Genomic DNA, 6,871 nt, shown 5'->3' with positions numbered 1-6,871 from the left:
AGTTCATCCACTTCTTTTTGAAAATAGGCAATAGGATCATCGATACCTTTGGCTTTCCAAGTTTCAACAGAAGCAAGTGACTTATGGGTGCGATGGGCACCACCATGCTTTTGAGGGGAGTAATAACTTTCAACGATGGAAAGATAGGTACGACCTTTAAGAGTAGATTTTTTAAGGAAAAAAGCCATAGAAACACCTCCAATAATATATCACTACTATCACTATATAAATTATAACATAAAAAATAATATAAAAAAATTAAAAGTATAAAAAAAGCCGATAAAATCGACATATTGAAAAAAATGGTTTAAATGTAGTTCTAAAAAATATAGTGATAACTTCTAAAGACGGAAACTTAATCAATATATTAATCGACATTTTAGAAAGTGAGCTAAAGAATATCATTTAGATAATCCAAGAGATAGTATAATAAGAAGATACAAATAAGACCAATTTGTTCCAAAATAAAAAGCTGATTCTAAAAGAGAGTATGATTAAAATGCACATAGAAATGTGTCTATCACTAATCCCTCTCCATATATGAGTTCATTTTCTATTGCGATCATGTTAGTGATAGGAGGAGAAATTTTCTTTCTCCTTTTTTAATTGACAAAAGAAAGAATAAAGATTAAAATATAAATAGGAATTATTCCTAACAAGGGATAAAAGGAGGAAATACACATGGCTAATAAATATGCAGGAACACAAACAGAAAAGAACTTAATGGAAGCTTTTTCAGGAGAATCACAAGCAAGAAATAAATATACGTACTTTGCTTCAAAAGCAAAAAAAGAAGGTTTTGAACAAATTTCATCTTTATTCTTAAAAACAGCAGATAATGAAAAAGAACATGCTAAAATGTGGTTTAAAGAATTAAACGGTATTGGAAATACGGCTGAAAATTTAGTGGCAGCAGCTGAAGGTGAAAACTACGAATGGACAGATATGTATGAAGGTTTTGCAAAAACTGCAGAAGAAGAAGGATTCCCAGAACTTGCAGCTAAATTCCGTATGGTGGGAGAAATCGAAAAACATCATGAAGAACGTTATAGAGCATTATTGCATAATGTAGAAATGCAAGAAGTTTTCGCTAAAAGTGAAGTAAAGGTTTGGGAATGTCGTAACTGTGGACATATCGTTGTTGGGGAAAAAGCACCTGATGTTTGTCCAGTATGTAATCATCCACAAGCATACTTTGAAATTCATGCAGAAAATTATTAATAAGAAAGGTGCTTTGGCATCTTTTTTAATATTTTTATATAAGAATATTTTTTAAGTTTTTTTGTGCTCTTTTCATAAATAAAAATATTTATTCGTATAATAATAGCTGTCAAAGAAAGGCAGATGAAAGTGAATAAATGTTATAAATATGTTTTATCTTTAGGCTATTTATGTTAGAAAGCATTTAATTTGCTGTATTACCATAAAAGAATGAGCATTACACCAAAACACTATCAAAAACACCTTTTTAATCATCGTCAAAATAATTTACAAGACATTTAGGAGAAAAGATTATGTATTATAAAACAACATATAAATCACCCTTAGGAATTTTATATTTAGTAAGTGATGAAGAAAATTTAATAGGATTGTGGCTTGAAGGACAAAAATATTTTCAGGCAACATTAAAAGAAGAGCCCATCATTAACGATCAAATAGAAATACTCCAAGAAACCAAAAGTTGGTTAGAGCGTTATTTTAAAGGAGAAAAACCAAATATTAAAGGGCTTTCTTTAAAACCACAAGGAAGTCTTTTTAGACAAGAAGTGTGGAATCTTCTTTGTGAAATACCTTATGGTGAAGTCACAACTTATGGAAAGATTGCTAAAGTTGTAGCTCAAAAACTTCATAAAGAAAAAATGTCAGGACAAGCCGTAGGAAATGCGGTAGGTCATAATCCTATTTCAATCATCATTCCGTGTCATCGTGTCGTTGGTACAAGTGGCAGTTTAACAGGATATGCAGGTGGTATTGATAAAAAAATTGCTTTATTAAAACATGAAGGTGTGGATATGACACGTTATTTTAAACCTAAAGCCAGATGATTCTGGTTTTTCTTTTATTTTACTTTTATTATAGTATAATAAAAGTAAGGGTGAGAATAATGAATGCATTAAAAGAAACAAAGAAAAAACATTTATTAGCTATTTTAAAATATCTCTATCTTCATAATAGTTCAACAATGAATGAATTAGTAGAAAATCTCCAATTATCTCAACCAAGTATTCGTAATATGGTAAGAATACTTCAAGAAAAACAATTGATTCAAGAAATAGGAAACGACTTTTCAAGTGGCGGAAGATGTCCAACACGTTTTGCATTAAATGAAAAGAATTATTTAATTCTATGTCTTTATATTCAAGTGGACAAAGTCATTTATCAAGTAAGAAGTTTTAGTGAAATAAAAAAAGAAGATACATTATTTTATCAAGAGGAAGAAGAGTTAAAAAAAATAATAAGACAATTAGTAGATAAAAATGAAGTTCATTGTTGTCAAATAGCGGTTGAAGGAATTGTCTATGAAGATGAATACGTTACTGATCATCAAAATATTCTAAAAAAACACCATTGGATGAAAGATATCAAAAAAGAAATAGATCTGCCAATTCAACTCCAAAATGATGTCAAGATGATTCATCAAGGATGTTATTTTACGTATCAACAAGATGCTACTTACTATCTATATATAAATGCGGTGGGAATAGGAAGCTCTTATTTTTATAAAGATGAACCGCTATATGGAAATACTGGAATCATGGGTGAAATAGGCTTGATATCTTTTAAAGGAAACACGATTAATCAACGCATTCGTGAATGTCAAAGTCAAGATGAATTTAATGAACTTCTGGGGTTATTGGTAAGTATGATTTTTACAATGCTTGATCCAACGCGTTTAGAACTCTCATTAGATTTAAAATGGAATTATGAAGAAAAGATTATTAAAAATATATTAAATAAAATAGATAAAAATTGTTTTAAAAATCTTTATTTTCATAAAGATATTTCTTCAATGTTATTTGAGGGATTGGCTTATCGAGGTATTGTTTATTTATTAAAAGAAAGGATTGAAAGAGATGAAAAAATATAAAGCGATTATTTATGATATTGATGGTACACTTTTAGATACTTTAAAAATGAATATGTATCCCCTTATGAAAATTATTAAAGAAGAAAAAGGAGAAGATTGGACTTTTGAACAGGTTTTAAAATTTGCAGCCTATCCAGGCATGAAGGTCATGGAAGAATTAGGTGTTAAAGATCAAGAAAAAACCTATGCTAGATGGGTGCAATATGTTAATGACTATGAAGAGGGAGCTACTTTATTTGAAGGATTTGAAGAAGTTTTAGAAACATTTAAAAACAAAAAAATAAAACAAGCAATTGTCTCTTCTAAAGTTAGAGAACAATATGAAATTGATATTGTTTCTAAAGGAATTGATCAATACATGGAAGCTGTTATTTTAGAAGATGATACTACTTTTCATAAACCTCATCCGGAACCATTATTAAAATGTATTGAAAAATTAAATTTAAAACCTGAAGAAGTCATTTATATTGGAGATGCACATTCGGATTATGAAGCATCTAAAAATGCACACATTGATTTTGGTCTTGCAAGATGGGGTAGTGTCGCTACGCAAGAAATATCAGCCACTTTGGCTTTCAAACAACCAAAGGAATTATTACGATTATTAAAAAAATAATTTTTCTTTTAGAATTATTTAGTTTTTCTTTAGAAATAGTTCACGGCTTGTTCATATAACTTTTTTATGCTTTTTTTAACAAAAGGAGGCATCTATGAAGTTACGTTACATCTACCAAAGTGTTTTATTTATTATTGGATTATTCTTTATTTTATTAGGATTCGTTGGTTTATTGCTTCCAGTTGCTCCTCAAGTTCCATTCTTTATTATTGGAGCAATTTGTTTAATGAAATCATCAAATCGTATTAGAGATTGGGTAAAACAACATGCCCTTTATAAAAAGCATTGTCAAAAATTTATAGAAAAATCGAAATTATTAAAGCGAATACTTGGTTAGTACTCGCTTTTTAGTATTTCTATAAAATTTTTTTGTAATAAAGAAGTAAGCTTCTTTTTTTTTATAAGATGCCAATGATATAAAGGCATGTTTTCTTTAACCATTATTTTTACGTTTTCTGGTAAATCAAAAATAGCGACAATTTGTTTGTTATCAATAAAATCAAGATATTTTTAATTAGAGTAAAAGAGGCTTTTGTATCCTCTTTTTTAAGCGAGTGTTTTTTTCACAAAATGCTTGAAATAAATACCATTAAGAATTGTTGTCATTAAATCTGAAATCGGTTCTGCTAGAACAACAGCATAAACTCCATAACTTGGTAAAATAAATGGTAACAGATAAATCAAAGGAATTAATAAAATGATTTTTCTAAAGAATGCAAAGAAAAATGCATTTTTTCCACAACCTAATGCATTATAGGTTTGTTGGAAAGTAGAGAAAGCACCCATGATAATAAAGCCAAAGATATAGATTCTTAATAATTGATAAGAAAGTTGAATTAACTGAGTATTATTAGCAAATAAGGAAACAAACACTTGAGGGAATGCTTCCATTAGTAAAACACCAATAATTGAATAGGTTAAAGCTACTTTGATCGTAATTTTAATAGTCTCTTTTACACGATTATATTTTTTTGCGCCAAAATTGTAACTAATAATAGGTTGTGCTCCTTGGGCAATTCCTTCCATAGGAAGAGATAGGATTTGTGACATTGAAAGAAGTATTGTCATAGCACTTACCGATAAATCTCCACCATAAAGAAGAAGCTGTCTATTAAAGGCTACTTGTAAAATTCCTTCTGTTGATGACATAAAGAAAGGAGTAAAACCTAAACCTAATATCTTTTTCATAATATTTTTATCAAATAAAAGATATTCTTTTCTTATTTTTATAATTGTCTTTTTACCAAATAAAAAAGATAACACCCAAATACATGAGACGAATTGTGAAATAATGGTTGCAAGGGCAGCGCCAGCAACATTCATATGTAAAACATAGATAAAGATAGGATCTAAAATAATATTTAAAATACCACCAATAAGTAAAGTCATCATGCCAAACTTTGCATAACCTTGAGTGTTGATAAAATAATTAAGACCGACTGTTAATTGGATAAACACAGTTCCAACTGCATAAATTCTTAAATAAGATAAAGCATAAGGAAGTGTTTTTTGACTTGCTCCAAAAAGAATAAGAATTTTATCACCCCAAACAAAAAGACAGAACATAATGATAAGCGAGGTTAAAATTAAACTACTAAAAGCATTTCCTAAAATTCTTTCAGCTTCTTTGGGATTCTTTTCTCCTAATTTAATAGAGGCGAGTGGAGCACCACCTCGGCCAAAAAGATTACTAAAAGCAGTAATGATTGTAATAATTGATGTACATAAACCAATTCCCGCAATGGATAAACCACCATCGGGAAGTCTACCAATATAAATACGATCAACCATATTATAAATAAGCGTTGCAAGCTGTGCCAAAATAGATGGTAAAGCGAGCGAGAATAAAAGTGATGACACTTTTTCATTTTCTAATCGTTGATTCATAAATACCTCCAAACAGTCTTAATTATAAATATTTAATTATAAAGGTCAATATGATAAAATTATGGAAAGAAAGAAGGGAAAAGTATGGCATTATTTGATGATTTAACAAAGAAAGTAGCAAAGTTTACGGAAAAAACAATTGAAAAATCTTCTGAACTTGCAGATACTGCAAAAACAAAAGTAAGTATTAAAAGTGCAGAAGCTGATTTGGATGATCAATTCATTGAATTAGGAAAGTTGTATTATGAAGTTTTAAATAAGGACAATGTCTTTGATGAAAAAGCTGCTCCAGTTGTTCAAAAGATTGATGAAATCAATCAACGTATTGAAAATTTGAAATCAAGTCTTGAAAAAGAATAACGCAATTACTGTTCATATTTACTATACTGGAGAAAATGGAAGTGCAAAAGCTTTTGTCAAAGAGATGTTAACAAGTGGTCTTGTTGATGAAATTAGAAAAGAAAAAGGAAATAGACGTTATGAATATTTCTTTTCAGTAGAAGATGAAGGTACGGTTTTATTAGTGGATAGTTGGGATAATCAAGAAGCAATTGATTTACATCATTCTTCTAACATCATGGGTCAAATAATGGAACTAAGAATCAAATATCATCTACATATGAAAGTTGAACGCTATTTTTTAGATGAAACAGGAATACCAAAAGAAGATCAAAAGTTTGTTCAAAAAAAGGGCCTATTGAGGAAATAGGTCCTTCAGACTATTAACATTTTATTTGTTAACAGTTTGAAGGAAGGCCACTAAATGGCCTTTTTTAGTGTAAAAGCACAGTATATATTAGTCAAAAAAGAAAAAAAGGTAAAAAAAGAGAGGGATAAAAAACATCGATACAGAGGGGAAAAAGGAAGGGAACAGGAAAAAAGATAAAAAAAGATAGAGAAAAAGCTTTACAAAAGGAGAAATGGATGGTAGTATAAATGAGCACTCGACGAGAGAGACGAGTGAGAGGACATTGAAAACTGAACAGGAAAGAATAAAACACAACGTCAATTTAAGTTTAAAAGAAAAAAGAGCTAAACAGACCAAAGTTGTCTGAAGAGATAGAAGGACAATGGAGAGTTTGATCCTGGCTCAGGATGAACGCTGGCGGCGTGCCTAATACATGCAAGTCGAACGCTTCACATATGTGAAGAGTGGCGAACGGGTGAGTAATACATAAGTAACCTGGCCTTTACAGGGGGATAACTGTTGGAAACGATAGCTAAGACCGCATAGGTGTCATAACCGCATGGAGATGATATGAAATATGCTACGGCATAGG

At 30.0% G+C, this 6,871-nt stretch carries 9 protein-coding genes, 1 rRNA gene and 1 pseudogene; 9 read left to right on the top strand and 2 right to left on the bottom strand.

Going from position 1 to position 6,871, the window contains the following annotated elements; translation table 11 throughout:
• Positions 1 to 188, bottom strand: a pseudogene (locus C7U55_RS13195) (IS1634 family transposase); the annotation flags it as partial.
• A 493-nt stretch (positions 189 to 681) separates the two neighbouring features.
• On the opposite strand from C7U55_RS13195, the gene rbr reads away from it, so the two are divergent.
• The 5 genes from rbr to C7U55_RS13170 all read left to right on the top strand — a co-directional run bounded on the left by rbr (position 682) and on the right by C7U55_RS13170 (position 4,041).
• Positions 682 to 1,221: a rubrerythrin gene (rbr, locus tag C7U55_RS13190; protein WP_106988942.1), complete on the top strand. Its 540-nt coding sequence runs from the start codon at positions 682 to 684 to the stop codon at positions 1,219 to 1,221.
• Positions 1,222 to 1,514: 293 nt separating this feature from the next.
• Positions 1,515 to 2,045 (top strand): methylated-DNA--[protein]-cysteine S-methyltransferase, encoded by a 531-nt coding sequence (locus C7U55_RS13185; protein WP_106988941.1) that lies wholly within the window; start codon positions 1,515 to 1,517, stop codon positions 2,043 to 2,045.
• 59 nt (positions 2,046 to 2,104) lie between these two features.
• Entirely contained in the window at positions 2,105 to 3,088 is a 984-nt protein-coding gene (locus tag C7U55_RS13180) for an ROK family protein (protein WP_162297465.1), read from the top strand.
• A complete protein-coding gene (locus C7U55_RS13175; RefSeq protein WP_106988939.1) occupies positions 3,075 to 3,704 on the top strand; it encodes an HAD family hydrolase in 630 nt (209 codons plus the stop codon). The genes C7U55_RS13180 and C7U55_RS13175 overlap by 14 nt, the downstream gene beginning before the upstream one ends.
• A 94-nt stretch (positions 3,705 to 3,798) precedes the next feature.
• A complete protein-coding gene (locus C7U55_RS13170) occupies positions 3,799 to 4,041 on the top strand; it encodes a DUF454 family protein (RefSeq protein WP_106988938.1) in 243 nt (80 codons plus the stop codon).
• A 209-nt stretch (positions 4,042 to 4,250) separates the two neighbouring features.
• On the opposite strand, the gene C7U55_RS13165 is transcribed toward C7U55_RS13170, so the two are convergent.
• Positions 4,251 to 5,591, bottom strand: a complete 1,341-nt coding sequence (locus C7U55_RS13165; RefSeq protein WP_106988937.1) for an MATE family efflux transporter — start codon at positions 5,589 to 5,591, stop codon at positions 4,251 to 4,253.
• Between the two features lie 84 nt (positions 5,592 to 5,675).
• Between C7U55_RS13165 and C7U55_RS13160 the strand changes: the two genes are divergently transcribed.
• From C7U55_RS13160 to C7U55_RS13150, 4 genes are all read left to right on the top strand, one after another.
• On the top strand, positions 5,676 to 5,951 hold the full coding sequence (locus C7U55_RS13160; protein ID WP_106988936.1) for a hypothetical protein: 276 nt from the start codon (positions 5,676 to 5,678) through the stop codon (positions 5,949 to 5,951).
• Positions 5,938 to 6,300, top strand: a complete 363-nt coding sequence (locus tag C7U55_RS13155) for a putative quinol monooxygenase (RefSeq protein ID WP_106988935.1) — start codon at positions 5,938 to 5,940, stop codon at positions 6,298 to 6,300. Before C7U55_RS13160 ends, C7U55_RS13155 begins: the two co-directional genes overlap by 14 nt.
• Positions 6,301 to 6,354: 54 nt before the next feature.
• Positions 6,355 to 6,477, top strand: a complete 123-nt coding sequence (locus tag C7U55_RS14155) for a hypothetical protein (protein ID WP_275666269.1) — start codon at positions 6,355 to 6,357, stop codon at positions 6,475 to 6,477.
• 181 nt (positions 6,478 to 6,658) lie between these two features.
• Positions 6,659 to 6,871 (top strand): 16S ribosomal RNA (locus C7U55_RS13150); the annotation flags it as partial.

Origin of the sequence: Faecalibacillus faecis, assembly GCF_003024675.1 — a bacterium.
GTDB classification, from domain to species: Bacteria; Bacillota_I; Bacilli_A; order Erysipelotrichales; family Coprobacillaceae; genus Faecalibacillus; species Faecalibacillus faecis.
This window is presented reverse-complemented; position numbering and strand designations above follow the sequence as displayed.